Origin of the sequence: Priestia veravalensis (assembly GCF_001457055.1) — a bacterium.
Lineage (GTDB): Bacteria > Bacillota > Bacilli > Bacillales > Bacillaceae_H > Priestia > Priestia flexa.
The window spans coordinates 12,402-31,677 of record NZ_KQ758643.1 but is presented as its reverse complement, the minus strand read 5'-3'; the positions used below and the strand labels follow the sequence as shown (position 1 = coordinate 31,677).

Annotated in this window: 21 protein-coding genes and 1 other annotated feature; of the genes, 17 read left to right on the top strand and 4 right to left on the bottom strand. The window is 38.4% G+C overall.

The window, feature by feature from the left end:
* The first annotated feature begins 771 nt into the window (after positions 1 to 771).
* The 4 genes from AS180_RS09190 (at position 772) to AS180_RS09185 (ending at position 2,967) form a co-directional block, all read left to right on the top strand.
* Positions 772 to 1,911, top strand: coding sequence for a solute:sodium symporter family transporter (locus AS180_RS09190; protein ID WP_226372952.1), 1,140 nt, complete (start codon positions 772 to 774; stop codon positions 1,909 to 1,911).
* 27 nt (positions 1,912 to 1,938) lie between these two features.
* Positions 1,939 to 2,361 carry an SLC5/6 family protein gene (locus AS180_RS23525; protein ID WP_226372951.1) on the top strand — a complete coding sequence of 141 codons (423 nt, stop codon included), beginning with the start codon at positions 1,939 to 1,941 and terminating at the stop codon, positions 2,359 to 2,361.
* 116 nt (positions 2,362 to 2,477) lie between these two features.
* Complete coding sequence (locus tag AS180_RS23860; protein ID WP_258954121.1) at positions 2,478 to 2,600, top strand: hypothetical protein; 123 nt, start codon at positions 2,478 to 2,480, stop codon at positions 2,598 to 2,600.
* A gap of 124 nt (positions 2,601 to 2,724) precedes the next feature.
* Positions 2,725 to 2,967 (top strand): hypothetical protein, encoded by a 243-nt coding sequence (locus AS180_RS09185; RefSeq protein ID WP_025908171.1) that lies wholly within the window; start codon positions 2,725 to 2,727, stop codon positions 2,965 to 2,967.
* 60 nt (positions 2,968 to 3,027) lie between these two features.
* On the opposite strand, the gene AS180_RS09180 is transcribed toward AS180_RS09185, so the two are convergent.
* Positions 3,028 to 3,921, bottom strand: a complete 894-nt coding sequence (locus tag AS180_RS09180; protein ID WP_025908170.1) for an AraC family transcriptional regulator — start codon at positions 3,919 to 3,921, stop codon at positions 3,028 to 3,030.
* 214 nt (positions 3,922 to 4,135) lie between these two features.
* Between AS180_RS09180 and AS180_RS09175 the strand changes: the two genes are divergently transcribed.
* The 5 genes from AS180_RS09175 to AS180_RS09155 are packed head-to-tail and all read left to right on the top strand — an operon-like array spanning position 4,136 to position 10,374.
* Positions 4,136 to 4,474, top strand: coding sequence for a hypothetical protein (locus AS180_RS09175; RefSeq protein ID WP_062686727.1), 339 nt, complete (start codon positions 4,136 to 4,138; stop codon positions 4,472 to 4,474).
* A gap of 60 nt (positions 4,475 to 4,534) precedes the next feature.
* On the top strand, positions 4,535 to 5,713 hold the full coding sequence (locus tag AS180_RS09170) for a galactokinase (RefSeq protein ID WP_061785433.1): 1,179 nt from the start codon (positions 4,535 to 4,537) through the stop codon (positions 5,711 to 5,713).
* Positions 5,714 to 5,727: 14 nt separating this feature from the next.
* On the top strand, positions 5,728 to 6,726 hold the full coding sequence (galE, locus tag AS180_RS09165) for a UDP-glucose 4-epimerase GalE (protein ID WP_061785434.1): 999 nt from the start codon (positions 5,728 to 5,730) through the stop codon (positions 6,724 to 6,726).
* Between the two features lie 58 nt (positions 6,727 to 6,784).
* A complete protein-coding gene (gene galT / locus AS180_RS09160) occupies positions 6,785 to 8,320 on the top strand; it encodes a UDP-glucose--hexose-1-phosphate uridylyltransferase (protein ID WP_062686726.1) in 1,536 nt (511 codons plus the stop codon).
* 59 nt (positions 8,321 to 8,379) lie between these two features.
* Complete coding sequence (locus AS180_RS09155; protein WP_062686725.1) at positions 8,380 to 10,374, top strand: beta-galactosidase; 1,995 nt, start codon at positions 8,380 to 8,382, stop codon at positions 10,372 to 10,374.
* 31 nt (positions 10,375 to 10,405) lie between these two features.
* On the opposite strand, the gene AS180_RS09150 is transcribed toward AS180_RS09155, so the two are convergent.
* On the bottom strand, positions 10,406 to 10,594 hold the full coding sequence (locus AS180_RS09150; RefSeq protein ID WP_025908164.1) for a YjzD family protein: 189 nt from the start codon (positions 10,592 to 10,594) through the stop codon (positions 10,406 to 10,408).
* A 245-nt stretch (positions 10,595 to 10,839) separates the two neighbouring features.
* Between AS180_RS09150 and AS180_RS09145 the strand changes: the two genes are divergently transcribed.
* The 3 genes from AS180_RS09145 (at position 10,840) to AS180_RS09135 (ending at position 12,825) form a co-directional block, all read left to right on the top strand.
* Positions 10,840 to 11,577 (top strand): alpha/beta hydrolase, encoded by a 738-nt coding sequence (locus AS180_RS09145; RefSeq protein WP_062686724.1) that lies wholly within the window; start codon positions 10,840 to 10,842, stop codon positions 11,575 to 11,577.
* A 65-nt stretch (positions 11,578 to 11,642) separates the two neighbouring features.
* Complete coding sequence (locus AS180_RS09140; protein WP_025908162.1) at positions 11,643 to 12,518, top strand: NAD-dependent epimerase/dehydratase family protein; 876 nt, start codon at positions 11,643 to 11,645, stop codon at positions 12,516 to 12,518.
* Positions 12,519 to 12,630: 112 nt separating this feature from the next.
* Entirely contained in the window at positions 12,631 to 12,825 is a 195-nt protein-coding gene (locus tag AS180_RS09135) for a ComZ family protein (RefSeq protein WP_025908161.1), read from the top strand.
* A gap of 17 nt (positions 12,826 to 12,842) precedes the next feature.
* Here the strand turns inward: AS180_RS09135 and AS180_RS09130 are convergent, their stop codons facing one another.
* Entirely contained in the window at positions 12,843 to 13,034 is a 192-nt protein-coding gene (locus AS180_RS09130) for a hypothetical protein (RefSeq protein WP_025908160.1), read from the bottom strand.
* 277 nt (positions 13,035 to 13,311) lie between these two features.
* Between AS180_RS09130 and AS180_RS09125 the strand changes: the two genes are divergently transcribed.
* The 5 genes from AS180_RS09125 to AS180_RS09110 all read left to right on the top strand — a co-directional run bounded on the left by AS180_RS09125 (position 13,312) and on the right by AS180_RS09110 (position 17,719).
* Positions 13,312 to 14,250 (top strand): beta-ketoacyl-ACP synthase III, encoded by a 939-nt coding sequence (locus AS180_RS09125; protein WP_025908159.1) that lies wholly within the window; start codon positions 13,312 to 13,314, stop codon positions 14,248 to 14,250.
* A gap of 34 nt (positions 14,251 to 14,284) precedes the next feature.
* Entirely contained in the window at positions 14,285 to 15,526 is a 1,242-nt protein-coding gene (fabF, locus tag AS180_RS09120) for a beta-ketoacyl-ACP synthase II (RefSeq protein WP_061785439.1), read from the top strand.
* Between the two features lie 117 nt (positions 15,527 to 15,643).
* Positions 15,644 to 15,805 (top strand): hypothetical protein, encoded by a 162-nt coding sequence (locus AS180_RS22470; RefSeq protein ID WP_156413466.1) that lies wholly within the window; start codon positions 15,644 to 15,646, stop codon positions 15,803 to 15,805.
* A 197-nt stretch (positions 15,806 to 16,002) separates the two neighbouring features.
* A complete protein-coding gene (locus tag AS180_RS09115; protein ID WP_062686723.1) occupies positions 16,003 to 16,773 on the top strand; it encodes a DUF2268 domain-containing putative Zn-dependent protease in 771 nt (256 codons plus the stop codon).
* Positions 16,774 to 16,969: 196 nt separating this feature from the next.
* A complete protein-coding gene (locus AS180_RS09110) occupies positions 16,970 to 17,719 on the top strand; it encodes a YjbA family protein (RefSeq protein WP_025908156.1) in 750 nt (249 codons plus the stop codon).
* Positions 17,720 to 17,762: 43 nt separating this feature from the next.
* Here AS180_RS09110 and trpS read toward each other — a convergent pair whose 3' ends face one another.
* On the bottom strand, positions 17,763 to 18,749 hold the full coding sequence (gene trpS / locus AS180_RS09105; RefSeq protein WP_025908155.1) for a tryptophan--tRNA ligase: 987 nt from the start codon (positions 18,747 to 18,749) through the stop codon (positions 17,763 to 17,765).
* Between the two features lie 55 nt (positions 18,750 to 18,804).
* Positions 18,805 to 19,003: a binding site (T-box leader), on the bottom strand.
* Positions 19,004 to 19,276: the final 273 nt, after the last annotated feature.

Here is a 19,276-nt window from a genome sequence, read left to right as displayed (position 1 = left end):
GTATTCTCGTAAGCATTGGAGCTATAGAATCGATCTTTTTAATGAGCAAAAAACTACCTTTGTGAGAATGGATTTTTACTATTGACTATAATTGTAAGCGCTTATAGAATGAGTATAAATTATTGAATTCGCTTTCTTAGCAAAGCACTATTTGGGATCCTAAAAGAAACAACGGACAGTAAATAATTATGCGTATACTTGTTTGGTTTCAAAAGAACTTATACAGATAAAGGAGGAAAGCAATAGTAAACTAGAGAAAGGTGATGCTAACGAAATAAGCGATATTAAGGGATAACAAGCTAATAGCAGAGCACCTAACGAAAGAGTCAACAACGCGCTTTTTTTCATTTCTATAAAGAGGTGAAGAGAAAGCCAGACTAAAATGAAATAAAATGGAATCATACATACGAGCGTAAATAAACGATAGCTATGTAACACCTGCTCGTTTATAAATGAAAAAATTCCGTTGAAAATTACGACCATATATAATATGAAAAAAAATAAGTCGTTAATTTGCACGAAAAGAAGACAAGCTCTTACTTTCATTACTTTGTTTAGCGCTTGTTGAATCAATAGCGTATAAAAAAAAGTAAGCAGCAGTATAAATAGATTCATTAAAGAGGTATAGAAATCATCGAACTGTCTGACAAAAAACAGTATGATGATATGAAAACAGCTAATTGTAAGCGTTACAAAAGTAGATGTTTGCTTCAAAAATATCTCTCCTTCATCAAAATGCACACGACAGAAAATAGAAAAGGGTGTTCATCAATGAATATAGTCACTGTGGGATCATTTATATTCTTTACCGTTTTAGTAGCATATATTTCATATCGCTTTACTCGCGATGAAAATCTTGAAACATCAGAAGGATATTTTTTAGGGGGAAGAAGCTTAACTGGTTGGGTTATTGCTGGGTCTCTGTTATTGACGAACTTATCAACAGAGCAGCTTGTAGGCTTAAATGCGGATGGTTATTCGTTTAATATGTCCGCAATGGGCTGGGAAGTAGGTTCTTCAATCGCTCTTGTATTGGTTGCGTTATTTTTACTTCCACGCTATTTAAAAGGTGGAATTACAACAATTCCAGACTTTCTAGAATCTCGATTTGATTCAGGAACTAAACAGATTGTTACCATTTTATTTTTATTTGGCTATGTACTAAATTTATTACCTCCTATTTTATATTCAGGAGCCACTGCACTAAGCAGCATCTTTAATGTTCAAGGCATGTTTGGAGTTAGTTCAACGACCGCGCTGTGGATTACAGTATGGGGAATTGGAATTATTGGATCAATTTACGCAATATTCGGAGGATTAAAAGCGGTTGCTGTATCAGACACGGTAAATGGCATTGGTTTATTGATTGGAGGATTAATGATTCCATTTTTAGGGCTGATGGCTTTAGGTGATGGTTCACCAGTTGATGGATTCAATAAAATTATGGAAAATACCCCCGAGAAGCTAAATTCAATCGGTGGAGAGAAAGATCCCGTGCCGTTCAGCACGATGTTTACGGGAATGCTACTTGTAAACTTGTTTTATTGGGGAACAGCACAGCATATTATGCAGCGTGCATTAGCTGCCAAAAATCTTAAAGAAGGGCAAAAAGGGTTAATTATTGCAGCATTTTTAAAGCTATTAGGACCAGCATTTTTAATTATCCCTGGTATTATTGCATTTAATATTTTTGGACCAGGACTTCCACCGATGGAAGCATATCCAAAGTTGGTTAATCATGTATTGCCAACGCCACTTGTTGGTTTCTTTGCCGCTGTATTATTCGGAGCTATTTTATCATCGTTTAACTCAGCGTTAAACTCGAGCGTTACGCTTTTTGTTTTAAATATTTACAAGCCTTATTTTAAGCCAAAAGCTACGGATAAAGAGCTTGTAAAAAATGGAAAATAGGTAGGCGTATTCTTAGCTATTTTTGCAATGTGCGTAGCGCCTTTAATTGCAAATGTACCAAACGGATTCTTTGCATATCTTCAGATGGTTAACGGTTTTTATAACGTTCCAATCTTTACGATTGTATTTATCGGCTATGTAACGAAAAAAGTGCCTGCGGTTGCAGCAAAAGTGTCATTAGCTGTATTTATCTCAATCTATGCCGTAACGCAGCTAGTATGGGATACAGGCTTACACTATCTTCACATTTTAGCCATCTTATTCGTTTTATGTAGCGGATTAATGTTTATCATCGGAAAAATTGCTCCAAAGCAAGATCTATATGTGTTAGAAGATCAAAAAGCAGTAGATTTAACTCCTTGGAAGCTTCTGTATCCGATGGGAATTGCAGCGGTTCTTGCAATGTTAGTAGTTTACGCGCTCTTTTCACCAATTGGAATTGCTTCTTAAGACAAAAGAGGCTGGGATATAAATATTTCAGTCAACGAGATATCCGACCGATTGCTAACCTGCAATCGGTCGGATATTTTTTGTTCGTTCCGAAAACAAGTTGAAAAACTGGTGGAATGAAGCGTAAAAGACGACTTCTGCGGGAAAGAGAGAAAGAGCTGGGAACCCGCAGTGGGATTCTTCCCCGCGGAAAGCAAGTGTCTGGAGCGCAATGTAACAAACTTGTCTCTAGAGAGTAGAGTATTTTACGGGTTGAATGAATATTTCTTATCTTGCATATTGTCGAACGAAGTACTATCCTTTAAGATAATAAGCACAAAGCGTAATTCGATTAGAGGTTAAGGAAAGGAATCGGTTGAATTTATGAAAGAACATGTTGAGCGCGTATATGATGAGGCATATGACTTTATTGATCAAGCACTTCAACAAATTAGAAGCGTTGAATGCACTGAAGAAGCAGATGATGAAATAAAAGAAAAAAGACAGCGTACGGAAATTGCTTTGCAAGCAGCACGCGACATTTTAGAAAATATGATTATTCCGGGTAAGAAACTTACTTTTATTTATGAAAACGGCTCTGTTGTTGTAGAAATACCGGAAAAATAAATGAAAATCCCTTTGTTGTCGAGAATCTTGGACAACAAAGGGATTTTTTTGCTTGTACGATTATTTTGGAAGAATAAAAAGCTCATCAATTGATGCGTTGCTCTTTCGATACTGTCCAGGCGTTATATTTGTGGTTTTACGAAACACCTTCGTAAGGTAATTAGCATTGGCATAGCCGACATTTTCTGCAATCTCTTCAATTGAGTATTTTGTTTGGTTCAAAAGTTCAGCTGCTTTTTGAACCCGCATCTTTGTTAAATATTGAATCGGAGTCAATCCCGTTGTTTGCTTAAATAAGCGGCTGAAGTGATAGCGAGATAAATTTGCTGATTCCGCCATTTCATCTGGGCCGATTTCTTCATGATAATGGTTTCTAGCAAATAAGATAGAGCTAATAATGCTCTCAGGCCAGTCTTCAGTAAAGGAGTCCATATTCTTTACATATTGATAAAGCTCCATTACAAAGCGATAGCACAGGCTTGATGCATAAAATGGATCTGTAATGTTTTTTTCACTTGCTCCCTTATAGATTTGAGCCAGAAGCTGTATCGGTGCTGATTCGGGGTGGAATCGAATGACTGACTGGAACTTTGTTTTGATGTAATCCCAGCATTTTTTCACTTCATCACCATACAACGTTAAAAAGATAAATTCCCAATTTTCACTCTCTTTAGGTAAATAATATCTATAGTCTCCCGGCGTGCTGACAATAAAGGCTTTACCTGCATCTACCTTATATTGAGTTCCGTCTACTTCAATCATTCCATATCCAGACACTGTATATTGAAAAATATATTTCCCTACCTCTTTTCGCTGTTTCCCGCTCCAATTATAAAGAGGAGAGTATACTTCATCCCATCCCACTGACCATAGCTGTGCAACATCACTGGTACGGGATTCGAAGAAACGATAAGCATAGGTAGCATATTCTTTTGTTTGAAATTGTGGTAGCAAATTTTCACCTTCTTTTTTAAAAAATGTTGTTATTTATACTTTAACGTAATCGTTTTCATTTCGCTATATATATTTCACTTTATTTATGAAAATATTAAAAAAGGAGACTGAGACATAAGTAATTCAGTCCTTACTATACCTGAACGATTGAGAGTTCATAACTTTTAATCGTTCAGGTTTTTTGGTTGATTGTGAAAACAATGTTGGAAACAGGGTGGAATGGAGCGTAGGACACTCGACTCCTGCGGGAAAGAGAGGGAAAACGGAGATCCCGCAGCGCAGCGAGGAAGCTCAGGTTCCTCCCCGCGGAAAGCGAGTGACCGTAGCGCAATGGAACGAACGTGTTGAGACAAATCAAAGAGATGGGAACAGCGAGTGTTCGTCTTTTAGAAGCAATCATTTTGTTATGTCCCAAACTCTTTACATTCTCAAAAGATATCCACTGTTTTTATTAGCAGTGGGTGTTCATAATTGTAAGTTTGTTAGCAAGAAATTACCGTTTACAGGGATTATTTTTACCATTGAGAAAACGTGCTTAACGCTTTTAAAATAGAGGCATGAATACGTTTACAGTTTGGCGATAACGATATAAAAAAGAAACAGGTGATGTGACATGATAGGTGAATTAATTAAAAAGTTTCAAGAAATCTTTCAAACAACGGAAAACGTTCGTTGCTTCTTCGCACCAGGACGCGTTAATTTGATTGGTGAACATACAGATTATAACGGAGGGCACGTATTTCCATGTGCTTTAAGTATTGGAACATACGCAGTTGTGCACAAGCGAAACGATCAGAAGGTTCGTATGTACTCGGCAAACTTTGAGGATAAAGGTGTAATAGAATACAAGCTTGATGAGCTTGTATTTGAAGAAGAACATGATTGGGCCAATTATCCAAAAGGAGTAATTAGCACATTTGTTAAAAATGGCTATGAACTAAGAAATGGATTTGACGTGTTATTCTATGGCAATATTCCAAATGGTGCTGGTTTATCTTCTTCAGCGTCTATCGAATTAGCAACGGCTGTTTTAGTAAATCAATTAGAAGAATTAGATATTGATATGGTCGAGATGGTTAAGATGTCACAGCAAGCGGAAAATGAATTTATTGGCGTTAGCTGTGGAATCATGGATCAATTTGCAATTGGAATGGGGAAAGAGGATAAGGCAATTCTGTTAAATTGCCAAACACTTGACTACACGTACAGCCCGCTTCAGTTAGAAAATGCAGTGTTAGTAATTGCAAACACGAACAAGCGAAGAGGGCTAGCAGACTCCAAATATAATGAACGCCGTTCTGAATGTGATCAAGCATTAGCAGACTTAAAAAGTAATTATGAGCTTGAGTCATTAGGCGATCTAACGAAGGCACAGTTTGAGCAGTTAAAACATTTGATTAAAAACCCAACGAATCAAAAGCGTGCAAAACACGCAGTTTATGAGAATGAACGAACAAAAGAAGCTGTGGTAAAGCTGAACAACGGTGATCTGCAAGGGTTTGGTTTATTAATGAACGAATCTCACCGCTCACTACGAGATGACTACGGAGTTACGGGAAAAGAATTGGATGCATTAGTTGAAGCTGCTTGGGTTCAAGAAGGTGTGATTGGTTCTCGAATGACAGGAGCAGGGTTTGGTGGTTGCACAATTAGTATAGTGAAAGAAAATAAGGTCGATTCATTTATTTCTGAAGTAAGCGCTGCTTATACAAAAGCAACAGGCTTACAAGCAAACTTTTACGTTGTTGAAGTTGGAGAAGGCGCACGAGAATTAGCATTGGAAACGGTATAAAAGGAGGAGCAAGAATGGCTGTATTAGTATGTGGAGGAGCTGGCTATATCGGTAGCCATACGGTAGCAGAGTTATTGAATAAAGGGAAAGACGTAGTCGTTGTTGATAACCTTCAAAAAGGTCATAAAGAAGCGATTTTAGAAGGCGTACGTTTATATGTTGGCGATTTAAGAGATACCGAGTTTTTAGATGAAGTTTTTCAGGAAAACGAGATTGAATCGGTTGTGCACTTTGCAGCGGATTCTCTTGTTGGAGAAAGCGTAACAGATCCTTTAACATATTACGATAACAATGTGTACGGCGCACTTTGCTTGTTAAAAGTGATGAATAAACATGGTGTTAAGCACATTGTATTTTCATCCACGGCTGCAGCATATGGAGAAGCAAAGAACTTTCCAATTTTAGAAGATGATCCAACAGAGCCAACAAACCCTTATGGTGAAACGAAGCTAGCAATTGAAAAAATGCTGAAATGGTCAGAGAAAGCGTATGGACTTCGTTATGTTGTTCTTCGCTACTTCAACGTTGCAGGTGCTCATATGGATGGGAAGCTAGGGGAAGATCATACGCCAGAAACACACTTAATACCAATCATTTTACAAGTAGCTCTTGGAAAACGTGAGCATATCTCAATTTTTGGTGCCGATTACGATACGAAAGACGGTACGTGCATTCGAGATTATATTCACGTAACAGATTTAGCTGATGCGCATGTATTAGCGCTTGAAAAGTTAGCGCTTGACAATACAAGCGGTACCTACAATTTAGGGAACGGAAACGGCTTTACAGTTAAAGAAGTAATTGATGCTGCGCGTAAAGTGACGAATCATTCCATTCCAGCTATCGTTGCGCCGAGACGTGCGGGAGACCCAGCCAAACTAGTAGCATCTTCTCAAAGAGCAATGGATGAACTGGGTTGGAATCCACGCTATACGTCAATGGAGCAAATGATTGAAAGTGCATGGAAATGGTTTCAAGCACATCCGGAAGGGTATAAACAGCCTCAGCGATAAAAAGCTGTTAGAAAATAGTTTAGCCATAGATTAAGGAACGAGAAGAGAGGAAGATTGTATGTCAGTCAACATTCATGAACAAATTCAAAGACTTATTCAATACGGATTGCAAAAAGAGCTTATAACAGCATGGGACGTTGATGTTGTTCGGAATAAGCTGTTAGAAATACTGCAGCTCGATGAATATATCCCAGCGGCTGTTAGCCAAGAAACCTATGAAAATCCAGTTGATATTTTAGAGAAAATGCTTGATTGGGCGGCTGAACACAATCTAATAGAAGATACCATTACGTACCGAGATTTACTAGATACAAAAATCATGAGTAGTTTTGTGCCGCTTCCATCTGAGGTTAATCGCCGTTTTTATCAAACATTTCAACAAGAAGGCGCGCAGCAAGCTACGCAAGGTTTTTATCAATACTCAAAAGATGTTCACTATATTCGAACAAATCGAATTGCTAAAAATGAGGGGTGGCTGACTGATACACCGTATGGTCAGTTAGAGATTACGATTAACCTATCAAAGCCAGAAAAAGACCCAAAAGCAATTGCTGCGAGCAAGACGTTGAAGGAGAGCTCATATCCTAACTGTCTGCTTTGCAAAGAGAATACGGGCTATGCGGGACGTGTTAATCATCCAGCTAGACAAAACCATCGCATCATCCCTGTTGAACTTGCAGAAGAGCAGTGGTACCTGCAGTTTTCACCTTACGTTTATTATCAAGAGCATGCGATTGTCTTTTCCGGTGAACATACGCCAATGAAAATTTCATCGGCTACGTTTGAACGTCTACTATCATTTACGGACCAATTTCCGCATTACTTTTTGGGGTCAAATGCAGATTTGCCCATCGTAGGAGGATCCATTTTAACTCACGATCATTTTCAAGGTGGAAATCATGAGTTTCCAATGGCTAAAGCACACGTAGAAGCAACTTTTACAATGGAAGACTATCCGACAGTTAAAGCGGGAATTGTCAGGTGGCCGATGTCCGTTATCCGCTTGCAGAGCACTGATAAAAAGGAGCTAGTGGAATGCGCTAATCATGTATATAAAACATGGCAGCAGTACAGTGATGAAAGCGTTGGGGTTCATGCTTTCACGGGGGAAACGCCGCATAATACGGTAACCCCAATTGCGAGAAGAAGAGGAGAATTATTTGAGTTAGACCTTGTTCTTCGAAATAATCGAACGAGTATCGAGCATCCCGATGGTATTTACCATCCTCATCAAGAAGTCCACCACATTAAAAAAGAAAACATTGGGTTGATTGAAGTGATGGGACTTGCGGTATTACCGGGTCGCTTACAAGAAGAAATGCGTCTAGTCAGTGAATACTTGGTTAACGGAGATTGTACAATTCGAGATGAGCATGCACATATTCAAAAGCATGAAGCATGGATGAAACGGCTCCGAGAAAGCTATGAAGGCTTTACTAAAGAAAATGTCCAGCAAATTATTCGCAAGGAACTTGGTACCACATTTATGACGATTTTAGAGCATGCTGGTGTATTCAAGCGAGACGAGCAGGGGAAAGAAGCTTTTCATCAATTTACAAAGCAGCTAAAAAAACAAACGGCACGTAGCGAATAACCTAGAAAATATTCTTACATTCATTTGATAAATAAACAGCTAAAGGGAGACTGAAAGATATGTATATTGGTGTGGACTATTATCCAGAACAATGGCCTAAAACAAGATGGGCAGAAGACGTACGCTTAATGAAAGAACTAGGTATTAATGTTGTGCGTATTGCTGAATTTGGTTGGCAGTTAATGGAGCCCGAAGAAGGAGTATATGACTTTTCACTATATGATGAAGCTATCGAACTATTAACAAGTAACGGAATCAAAGTAGTGCTTGGTACACCAACTGCTACGCCACCAGCTTGGATGATTCATAGCTATCCAGAAATTTTACCGGTTGATGAAAACGGAGTAACTATTTCCTTTGGAGCGCGTAGACATTACACGGTTAATAGTGGAAAATACCATCAGTTTACGAAAAAAATCGTAACAAAAATGGCAGAAAAGTATGGTCAACACCCTGACATCATCGGTTGGCAGGTAGACAATGAATATGGCCATGAAAAGTCAGATCGTAGCTATGGAGCCCTTGATCGCGCTGCTTTTCAATGCTGGTTAAAAGAAAAATACCAGACGCTTGATGAGTTGAATCAGCAGTGGGGAACGGTATTTTGGAGTCAAACGTATACGGACTGGTCACAAATTCCAACGCCGCGTAAAGTTTATCAAGAGCATAACCCGAGCCTTCTTTTAGACTTTGACCGCTTCTGTGCAGATGCTTATACGGCTTATAATAAGCTTCAAGTTGATATCTTACGCTCTATTGTTCGTAAAGATCAATTCATTACGCATAATTTTGTATTTACAGATCAAGCCATCAATCAATGGGATATGTCAAAGGATTTAGATTTTGTTTCGTTTGATAATTACCCTGTCTGGGGCGGTTTAGCTGAACCAATTAAGCCAGCAGCAATCGCTCAGCAGCACGACTTATGTCGCTCTGCAAAAGGCGGAAAAAACTTTTGGGTAATGGAAGAATTATCGGGAGCGCAAGGGTGGAGTCGTATTGGCTACTTACCGCGTCCAGGTCATATTAAGCTGTGGACGTATCAAGCGATTTCTCGAGGAGCAGAAGCAATCGTTTACTTCCGCTGGCGTGCAGCTCAGTTCGGGACAGAAGAATTTTGTCATGGGATTTTAGATCATGATGGGTTACCAAAGCGCAAGTATGAGGAAGTAAAAGAAGTTATTCAAGAACTAAAAACGTTTGGTGATGAGTGGATTAATGCGTCATATGAAGCGGAAGTAGCAGCTTACTATGATATTGAGAATGCATGGGCGTGGGGAATTCAACCTCAAAGTGATGCATTTGCTTACAAGCAAGAATTTCTTCGCTTCTATCGCCCTGTGCATAGTGCAAACGTATTAACAGACTTGGTTACGGCTGCAGATGACTTAGCGCGCTACAAAGCGGTTATCGTGCCAATTTACTTCCTAACAAATAGTGAGTTTACGGAGAAGTTAAAGCAGTTTGTTTCAAATGGTGGAACAGCTATTTTATCTTACCGTGCAGGTGTAAAAGAAGAAAACAATTTTGTCACGGGACAAACGCTTCCAGGTGCATTATCAGAGTTTACGGGTATTCAAATTCATGAATATGAATCCCTACAAACATCACAACAAAATATGGTTGTAGGCATAAAAGGTACGATAAAAGGGCAAGAGTCAACAGCAACGATTTGGTGTGACTTAATTGAGCCAACAACAGCTGAAGTGCTGGCAGAGTACAAAGGTTGTTTCTATGAAGGCACTGCTGCTATAACTAAGAATAGTTTTGGGAAAGGCACTGTTTATTATATCGGTACAGCGCTTGAAGATGCTATGTTAGATGGATTATATGATGATATCTTAGCTGAAGCGCAAGTAGACACATTTAAAACAAATGGTGAAGTTGAAGTTGTAAAAAGAGGTCAATTCTATAGCTTTTTAAATCATTCAACAACAGAGACAACACCAGTTAAACTTCCAGATGGAACATGGAAGACTGCCGCAACAAATGAGCTTGTAAAAGGTGAATTAATGCTGAAGCCGCTTCAAGCAGTGGTGTTAATTAACGAATAAAAAGAACCGCTAGCAAAAGCTAGCGGTTCTTTTAATGATGAGTGTCAATAGGTTCGTTTGGAACACCGGCTTCACCAAGTACAACAACTAACAGCGTAAATACCACGCTGATAATCGAAGCGGTTGCAAAATCAAACGCTTGACCAGACATAGAAGAAATAACATAAACCGACATGTTAATTAATAAAAATCCCCAAAATAAAGCAGCAATAATGCGCACAACTTTCACCCCATTCACAGTACAGTTTGATTTTATTTTATCATAGCGTTTACAAAGAAGAAATTGAATTTTTTATGAATAGTATTTTCTATTCAGTGCGTTTATACACAGAGTCCTTTTTTGTTTAAAAAATGTATAGCGTATTGATAAACTCATGAATAAATAGGCATTCGAATCGGTCACATTGTGACGCTTTGTCATAAGCTGTATGAAAGGAAAGTAGCTTTTTATACGGAGGATCAGTCATGATGCATCGACGTTTTTTTAGTCTAGATACTCAATGGAATGTCGTACATGTACCAGAAAAGCCGAATGGTTTCGGGGTGTTAGTACTTGGTGATAAAGACCACTTTGTTGAAAGCTCTACAAGTCTTTGGATTCAGCACGGTGGCAGATCTCAACTGCTGCAATATTTACAAGATGAAGGCTATACTGTTTTTTATTCAAACTTATACGGACGCCATTGGGGCAGCCCGAAAGCCAACCGCTTAGCCAAACAGTTATATCACTTGGTTATGAAACAAGAAATCTTAAATAAACGCATTCATATTTTAGCCGAGGGTATGGGAGCATTGCTTGCCATGCAGTTAATGGAAGGCGGAGAAACGTTTATTCGATCGGTAGCTCTTTTGAACCCGTGTATTGATTTGCATACGCATGCTAGTCATGAGAAACAGAATAAATTTTTTTACAAGCAATTTACAAGAGATATGACGGTAGCCTATGATGTAGAGCGTAAACAAGTTGCGAAAATGATTGCTCAGTATCCTACATGTGAACAATTAACGTCTACACTGCCTGTGAAAATTTGGACGACTGCTAATGAAGTCACCCACTATCCGCTTATTCACAGTAAGCAGTATGAGCAGCATCGCTTAAGCTTACAATCACCGATTTCATTGTCGCTTTATCTAATGGAAAAAAAATATTTGTTTGAACGTTCGCTTTTACAATTTTATAAACTAAATGAAAAAGTGTTATAAGGAGAGCTCCTATGATTATACATATCATAGGAGCTTTTTTTCTGAATAAGACTGGGGGAGAAGAAATGGGGAATTTTGTAGTGATAGGAGCGAACCGCTTTTTGGGGTTCCACCTTTGTACGGCGCTATTAGAAAATGGAGAAGAAGTGAGCGGATCTGTTCATAAAGCTCATACTTCAGAAACGAGTTTGCAAAATGAAATGGGGTTGCTGCTAGGACGAAATGCTAATTTTGAAAAGCGAACGGATCGTGATGTTCTAGAGATGATTACATCTGAAACAGATGCTGTATACTTTGCATACTTTGACGGTGGCGACTTTTATCATGATGATTTTTTACGAGAAGAGATGAATAATGCATATCAAACGCTGCGTGATGTAGTAAAAAAATGCATTCAGACTCATACCAAGCTAATCTTTACGTCATCTTTACGCGTATTTGGAAAAAAACAGCTAAAAGTAAGAGAAGAAACGAAGCCTGAACCTGACAATAGTGAAGGGCGCCTTTTTCTACAGTTTGAGCAGCTTATTGATAAGTATCGCGAAAAAGGATTAATGTGCATTATTGTCCGAATACCAAACTTGTATGGCCCATGGCAGCCGCTTTCTATGTACTATTCGCAGCTATTAAGCAATCAAAAGCCAGCGGATATAAGAGAAGGTACCGATTATATTGCGTATATTGAAGATGTTGTACCTGCTTTTTTAAAATGTAAAGAAGAAAGAGCAAATGGAAACGAAGTGATTCACTTACTTGATCAAAAAATAGAAAAGTGGGAAGATGGTGCACAGTTACTGAACAAAGATTACGTAGAGGAAAATAGTCGACATGAAGCGTATGAGTATAGTAAAAAAGCAAAAACACTTTTAAACTATGAAACAAAAACAACCTTAAAAGAGGGGATTCGCGCTCAAAGAAGGCATATGAGAACATTCTTCTAGTCATAGTGATGACTTACTAAAAACAGAAGCTATACTGGTTGTACTTTTGCATAATAATCGCTAATATAAAATGTGAAACGAAAGAACAGATTCTTTATATGAAGGAGAAAGAATGATGGAACAACAAATGCAGTTTATGCAAATCGCAATGAAGTATTTACCAGAAGCAAAAGAGATTTTAGATCAAACAGGCGTAGAGCTTTCTATGGAGCACGTTCAGCCAGTTTTAGGGCTTTTAACAAAAGTAATGAATGATGCTTATGAACTTGGTAAAGAAGATGCGTTAAAAGAGCAGAATGAAAAATAACAGTCCACTCTGGACTGTTATTTTTTGTCGAGGAAGCGATCAAGGAGTGGAGAAAGCTCAAGCAGTAGGGGAGCCAATTCATCGATTGAAACGATAATCTCATCAATTTGAGTAAGCAAGGATTCCCAGTCTACTTTTTCTTCCTCTTGCTTAGGAGAACGACCAAACATCACTTGTGAGAAAAAGTCAGGTGAGCGTCTGCGCGCCATGTTGTCTCATCCTTTCTTGGTAAGAGTAAAAACATTGCGTATAAACACTATATGTAGAAGCCATTAAATTCGACTAGGACAAACACCTATATAGACAAAAAATAAAAAATGAAGTAAAATTAGTACCAACTCATAATATTTGATTATATAAACTGTAAAAGATATAGAAACGATCATCTTAGTAGCGAGGATTGATCAAAAAAGGCTGCTTTGTTCCATAAAGGCAGTCGCGTTAAGGTGTGTAGTTCCCACATCTTCTATAAAAGGAGTGAAGAATATGAACGCTGGTGTAATTGGAATTGGACGTTATGTACCAGAGAAAATTTTAACAAACTTTGACCTTGAAAAAATGGTTGATACTTCAGATGAGTGGATTCGTACAAGAACGGGTATCCAAGAAAGACGAATCGCTGCAGATAATGAAGATACATCTGATTTAGCGTATAAAGCGGCAGTAAATGCACTAGAAAATGCAAATATATCAGCTGAAGACCTTGATATGATCATCGTCGCAACCGTGACGCCCGACCAGCCGTTTCCAACGGTTTCTTGTATGCTACAAGAAAAGCTAGGGGCGAAAAAAGCAGCAGCTTATGACGTGAGCGCAGCTTGTGCAGGCTTTATGTACGGTGTTATTACCGCAAAGCAGTTCATTGAAACGAATGCTTATAAGAATGTCTTAGTGGTTGGTGTTGAAAAGCTTTCAAAAATTACGGATTGGAACGATCGTAATACGGCCGTGTTATTTGGTGACGGTGCTGGTGCGGTTGTTGTTGGACCTGTATCAGAAGGTCGAGGCATTTTATCATTTGAACTAGGTTCAGATGGTACGGGTGGAAAGCATCTGTATCAAGATGAACATGATCATATCATCATGAACGGCCGAGAAGTATTTAAATTTGCGGTGCGCCAAATGGGTGAGTCAGCTATTAATGTTCTTGATAAAGCTGGGTTATCAAAAGAAGACGTGGATTTCTTAATCCCACACCAAGCGAATATTCGCATTATGGAAGCGTCAAGACAGCGATTAGATTTACCAGAAGAAAAGATGTCAAAAACGATTCAATACTATGGGAATACATCTGCTGCGTCAATTCCGATTTCAATTGTGCATGAATTGGAGCAAGGTAAAATTAAAGATGATGATCTACTCGTAATGGTAGGTTTTGGCGGTGGCCTTACATGGGGTGCAATCGCAATTAGATGGGGAAGATAATTGTAGATAATTTCTTGAAGGAGATGAAGCTAACATGAGTAATAAACGTGTTGTTGTAACAGGTCTTGGAGCGGTAACGCCGTTAGGAAATAACGTGGACACAACTTGGGAAAATGCAGTTGCGGGTGTATCAGGTATTGGCCCATTAACTCGCTTAAATCCAGAAGAATTTCCTGCAAAAGTAGCTGCGGAATTAAAAGATTTTAATGTTGAGGAATTTATCGACAAAAAAGATGCACGCAAAATGGACCGCTTTACGCAGTATGCGTTAGCAGCTTCCAAAATGGCTGTTAAAGATGCGGACTTAACCATTACAGACGAAATTGCACCAAACGTAGGAGTGTGGATCGGATCTGGAATTGGAGGAATGGAAACGTTCGAAAACCAGTTTGAAACATTGCTTTCAAAGGGTCAGCGTCGCGTAAGCCCATTCTTTATTCCAATGATGATTCCGGATATGGCTACTGGTCAAGTATCAATTGCTCTAGGTGCAAAAGGGGTAAACTCTTGTACTGTGACGGCATGTGCAACTGGTACAAACTCAATCGGAGATGCATTTAAAGTTATTCAGCGTGGAGATGCTGATGTGATGATTACGGGCGGAACAGAAGCACCAATTACAAAGCTGTCGATCGCTGGATTCTGTGCAAACAAAGCGCTATCAACGAATCCCGACCCAGAAAAAGCTTGTCGTCCTTTTGATAAAGACCGTGATGGCTTTATCATGGGTGAAGGTGCAGGAATCGTTGTCTTAGAAGAACTTGAACATGCGCTAGCACGCGGTGCACGCATTTATGCAGAAATTGTTGGCTATGGTTCTACAGGCGACGCGCATCATATTACAGCGCCAGCTCCAGGAGGAGAAGGCGGCGTTCGCGCAATGAACAAAGCTATTGCTGATGCAGGTCTTGAGCCACAAGATATCAGTTATATTAATGCTCATGGTACAAGCACTGAGTATAATGACAAGTTTGAAACAATGGCGATTAAAGAAGTGTTTGGAGATTATGCTAAATCAGTAGCAATCAGCTCAACAAAATCAATGACGGGTCATTTACTAGGAGCAGCTGGTGGTGTCGAAGCAATCTTTAGCGTAAAAGCTATTGCTGATGGTGTTATTCCACCAACAATTAACTATGTGACGCCTGATGAAGAGTGTGATTTAGACTATGTTCCAAATAAAGCTAGAAAGCAAGAAGTGAAGGCAGTATTAAGTAACTCTTTAGGCTTTGGCGGTCATAACGCAACGATTATCTTTAAAAAATATGAAGCTTAATAGAAAAGAGACTGAGACATAAGTAGTTCAGCCTCTACTATACCTGAACGATTGAGAGTTCATAACTTTTAATCGTTCAGGTTTTTTGTTGATTGTGAAAACAATGTTGGAAACAGGGTGGAATGGAGCGTAGGACACTCGACTCCTGCGGGAAAGAGAGGGAAAACTGAGATCCCGCAGCGCAGCGAGGAAGCTCAGGTTCCTCCCCGCGGAAAGCGAGTGACCGTAGCGCAATGGAACGAACGAGTTGAGACAAATCAAAGAGAAGGGAACAGCTAGTGTTCGTCTTTTAGAAGCAATCATTTTGTTATGTCCCAAACTCTTTCAGATTGACGAGAAACCTGTAAGGTTCTCGTCAACATAAAAAAGCTGTTTTACATGGGTAAAACAGCTTTTTTATGTTGAAAATACAGAAACCAAAAAAACGTCTCCTACATAAGATGAAAGCGACAGTAATTTAAATTGAAGGTGATATAATGCCGGTTGTCGCTACGTTAAAATGGACAAAAGAAAAAGAAGTTGTAACCCGCCTTGAGCGTTATTTTAAAGATTTATCAAAAGACAAATTCTTAGATGTTTTAGTCGGATATGGAATGTGTCCACCTTCATCAACCTTTATGCTTGAATTAGAAAAGATAGGAAAGAGACATACTCTTTGGAAAAAGGTAAAGAGGAAATTTGAGCTGTTGAAGCATGAGTGGGGAGGACCAGATGTGCCGGTATTTCTACTGCCAAGCAATCCTCATAATCATAAAATGCAAAGAGAATTTCATGGCAGAGCAGGAGTGGCGTTTATAGATAAAATTTTTGTACTGTTAACTAATCAAACGACTGATGAAGAAGTTCTCTCTGTTTTAACACACGAATATCATCATGCTTGTCGGTTAATGCAGATGAAAAAAAGTGATCGAACCATTACTTTATTAGATGCCATGCTGATGGAAGGCTTAGCTGAATTAGCCGTAAAAGAGCATTGTGGAAAGGCGTATTTAGCACCTTGGACATCTTATTATACGTATGAAGAAGTAAAAAGGTTTTGGAACAAGTATGTAGAGGGATATATAGAATTAACACCTCGTGATAAAAAATACGATGATTTATTATATGGCCATAAGTGGTACCCAACAATGTTAGGATACAATATTGGGTATCAAATGATTAGTAAAGTGTCTCAGCAGTTTGGGTATGACACACAAAAATTTTTTCAGTTTACATCAGAAGAAATTTTAAGAAAATCAACCTTTTAACATGAAATCAATATATGTGTTTGTCAGAAGGTCTGACAAACACATATATAATAGTAGAAACTCGAAAAAAGTAAAATAATTAGAGATACAAAAAGCTTTGAAAAAATTAGAAAGAAAATAGTATGTTTTGGAATAAAACTTCCTTTGTTTGCCTATACTGAGGGGTAACAAACAGTTAGTAAGTGAGGGGTAAAAAATGCTATATCTTCATGATGTATGGGTTAATTGGTTTGAAGGCGAAGAAAATGGTTACAATGTTTGTCATTTTCATGAATGGCGAAAAGATGATTGTGTGGAGTTGCTAGATCAAGCGCCGTTGTTAAAAGTAAGTCCTTTATTATTCAGTTATATTGAAAATGATCTTTCCGAATTACCTCAACAGTTACTACAAGATGTTTATCAAAAAGCTTATATTCGGAAAAATCATGAGCGTACGCAAGTAGAGTATTGCTTTATTGTAACAGATGGAACGAATATCCTAGCAGTGGATACAATGGGATATCAAATTCCAATTCGTAAAAGCAGGCTTATTCCAAGACAGGAACAGCTTGTGTATGAAATGATTGCTGATCAAGAAGTAATCGATTATAAATTTACAGAATCTGAATTAGTTGGAAAAGAATATCATATTTTATCGCCATCACCTGTAACAATGAGCGGGCTAACTCGAAAAGAGCGCCAGTTAAAGCAGCTGTTGTTCATGGCATTAGATCAACTACATACAACGAAAAACACAGCTCAAATTCGCTATTGGTATACAGAGTGGAATCCAACGGAATACGAAGATATTCAAATCATGTCATTTGAAGACGTTTGGTCCAAGCTCTATGAAGAAACAAAGCGAGGGTGGTCATCGAAGCATCGTCAATTATGTGAGCATCTTATTAAAGGACAACCTTTCTTTGAAAAGCTTTGGGAGATTGAGCAAGAGCCAAAAGTAAACTAAAAAAGCTGTGCAGTTTTCCTGCACAGCTTTTTTATGGTTTGTTTTATCGTTTGCGTCCCAATCCCATAGCATTGCGCATTTTACGCAGCATTTTATTAGCGACGAAATTTGCCTTTTCAGCACCAGCATCTAGTATCTGGTCTAACTCTTCTGAATCAATTAGCTCATAGTAACGCTGCTGAATTGGTGCAAGTGCTTCGACAACAACTTTTGCTGTGTCGGCTTTAAAGTCACCGTATCCTTTTCCGTCATACATTCTTTCGATTTCCTCAATTGATACATTTCCAAGGATTGAATAAATGCTCATCAAGTTTGAAATTCCAGGCTTGTTTTCTTTGTCAAAACGTACGATGCCTTCTGAATCCGTAACAGCGCTCTTAATTTTCTTTTCAATAACTTTTGGCTCATCCAAAATGGTAATGAACGCTTTTTGGTTTGGATCTGATTTACTCATTTTCTTCGTTGGTTCTTGAAGAGACATCACACGCGCTCCCACCTTCGGAATACGCACTTCAGGAATAGTAAAGATATCATTGTATTTTTTGTTGAAACGTTCAGCTAAGTCACGCGTTAATTCTAAGTGCTGCTTTTGGTCCTCACCAACAGGTACTAGATCTGTTTTGTATAGTAAGATATCGGCTGCCATTAAAGGTGGATATGTTAATAATCCTGCTGAAACAGCTTCTTTTCCAGCAGATTTATCTTTAAACTGCGTCATGCGCTCAAGCTCACCGATATAAGCAACGCATTGAAGCATCCATCCAGCTTCAGTGTGAGCTGGAACTTCTGATTGAATAAAGAGCGTTGATTTTGTTGGGTCGATGCCGACTGCAATGTAAAGCGCAGCCAGGCTACGAATGTTTTTTCGTAAAGCTAGTCGATCTTGCGGTACTGTAATAGCATGCTGGTCAACAATACAAAAATGACAGTTATAATCATCTTGCAGCTCGACGAATTGTTTCATTGCTCCGATATAGTTTCCTAGTGTAATTGTACCGCTTGGCTGTATGCCTGAAAATATAGTTTGCATAACGTACTTCCTTTCTTTTTTGAAAATAAAAAAGGTTTATGCAAGCCTAGCCGGAGCTAGGGACGCATAAACCGTGGTACCACCCTAATTAGATTACAAAGTAATCATCTTCATTTACATAACGCCAATTAGCGTTCAAGCTTTGCACTTGAAAGCTCCAAAGTCCATTCCATAGGCTTCATTGTTTGTTTACACCGACCACAAACTCTCTAAAAATGAAGGAACTATGTACTATTCTTTTTCATCGCTTTACAGTATGAAATTTTTCAGTTTGTAGTCCATTATAACGCGATTTTAAAAAAAATTAAACCGAAATCTTGAAAAAAAACATTTGCAAGTAAATCATTTTATGCTATATTTTTTGTAACATTATTGCAATACCTATTCTACAAAAAAGATTTTAGATGTCTGACAAGAAGTCATAATCCTTATAAAACCGGCTTTTGTAGGGGGGAGCAAAAAAATACCAGTAAATAATAGTATTGCAATAAATTTTTAAAATATTTATAATAGGCGTAACAAACATA